The following is a 1388-nucleotide window of genomic DNA, read 5'->3' as shown; positions in this document are numbered from 1 at the left end:
GGGAGTGTTTCTTAAACGGTGTTTCGGCCCGACACGCTGGGTGAATGCCCGGCGAGAAGGGTGCCGTGATGACGACACTGGATGATGTGACGAAGAAGAAGTCGACACCACCGTCGGCCGAGGAGGCGGCGGCAGCGGAGCTCGTGCGCTTGGCGAGAGAGCAGGGCCTGTCGCTGACGGGCCCGGATGGGCTGCTCAAGCAGTTCACCAAGACGGTCCTGGAAACGGCATTGAACGAGGAGATGACCGAGCATCTCGGGCACGACAAGAACCAGGCCAACCCGGATCGGGCATCAACAAATATCCGCAACGGCACTCGGTCGAAGACGGTACTGACCGAGTCGACCGGGCAGGTCCCGATCGAAGTCCCCCGAGACCGCGAAGGGACGTTCGAACCGCAGATCGTCAAGAAGCGGCAGCGTCGGCTCAACGGCGTTGATGAGATCGTTTTATCGTTGTACGCCAAAGGGTTAACGACTGGGGAGATCAGCGCGCACTTCGCTGAAATCTACGGTGCATCGGTCTCGAAGGAGACGATTTCTCGGATCACCGACAAGGTGATCGAGGAGATGCAGGATTGGTCTGCACGTCCGCTCGATGAGGTGTACGCCGCGATCTTCATCGATGCCATCGTGGTCAAGATCCGCGACGGCCAGGTCGCGAACAGGCCGATCTACGCGGCCATCGGGGTGAGCCTGGACGGGCGCCGCGACGTGCTTGGTTTGTGGGCCGGCACGGGCGGCGAGGGCGCCAAGTTCTGGATGAGCGTGCTCACTGACATCCGTAACCGTGGCACCAAAGACGTTTTCTTTCTCGTCTGCGACGGTCTCAAGGGCCTGCCGGAGGTTGTCGAGCATGTGTGGCCGGCCACCACGGTCCAGACCTGTGTGGTGCACCTGATCCGCAACACCTTTCGGCTCTCGGCACGTCAGCACTGGGACGCACTGAAGCGGGAACTGAAGCCGATCTACACCGCGCCGAGTGAGGCAGCGGCGCGGGCTGCTTTCGACGACCTTGCCGAGAACTGGGGCAAGCGGTATCCGGCGATCATCCGGCTATGGGACAACGCGTGGGAGGAGTTCATCCCGTTCCTTGACTATGACACGGAGATACGTCGAGTCATATGCTCTACCAATTCTATTGAGTCGCTGAATGCGCGCTACCGGAGGGCGGTCAAAGCTCGCGGTCATTTCCCCAGCGAGCAAGCCGCGCTCAAATGTTTGTACCTGGTGACCCGTTCGCTGGACCCGACAGGCAAAGGTCAGGCACGATGGATCACACGGTGGAAACCCGCTCTCAATGCCTTCGCGATCACGTTCGCGGATCGTTGGCCCGGATCAGAAACCTACTGATGAAAACGGCCGAAACACCGTTAACGAGATAGTCCC

At 60.5% G+C, this 1388-nt stretch carries 1 protein-coding gene; it reads left to right on the top strand.

Features of this window, described 5'->3' with window-relative positions:
• Window positions 1-68 precede the first annotated feature (68 nt).
• Window positions 69-1352 (top strand): IS256 family transposase, encoded by a 1284-nt coding sequence (locus tag ABTX60_RS43130; RefSeq protein ID WP_209923685.1) that lies wholly within the window; start codon window positions 69-71, stop codon window positions 1350-1352.
• Window positions 1353-1388: the final 36 nt, after the last annotated feature.

Source organism: Streptomyces sp. NPDC126510 (genome assembly GCF_040302345.1).
GTDB lineage: Bacteria > Actinomycetota > Actinomycetes > Streptomycetales > Streptomycetaceae > Streptomyces.
The sequence above is the reverse complement of the archived record's forward strand: the minus strand, read 5'-3'. Positions and strand labels throughout refer to the sequence as shown.

Coding starts and splice junctions, on each gene's coding strand:
- ABTX60_RS43130 (WP_209923685.1), top strand. CDS start 69: ATGACGACACTGGATGATGTGACGAAGAAGAAGTCGACACCACCGTCG.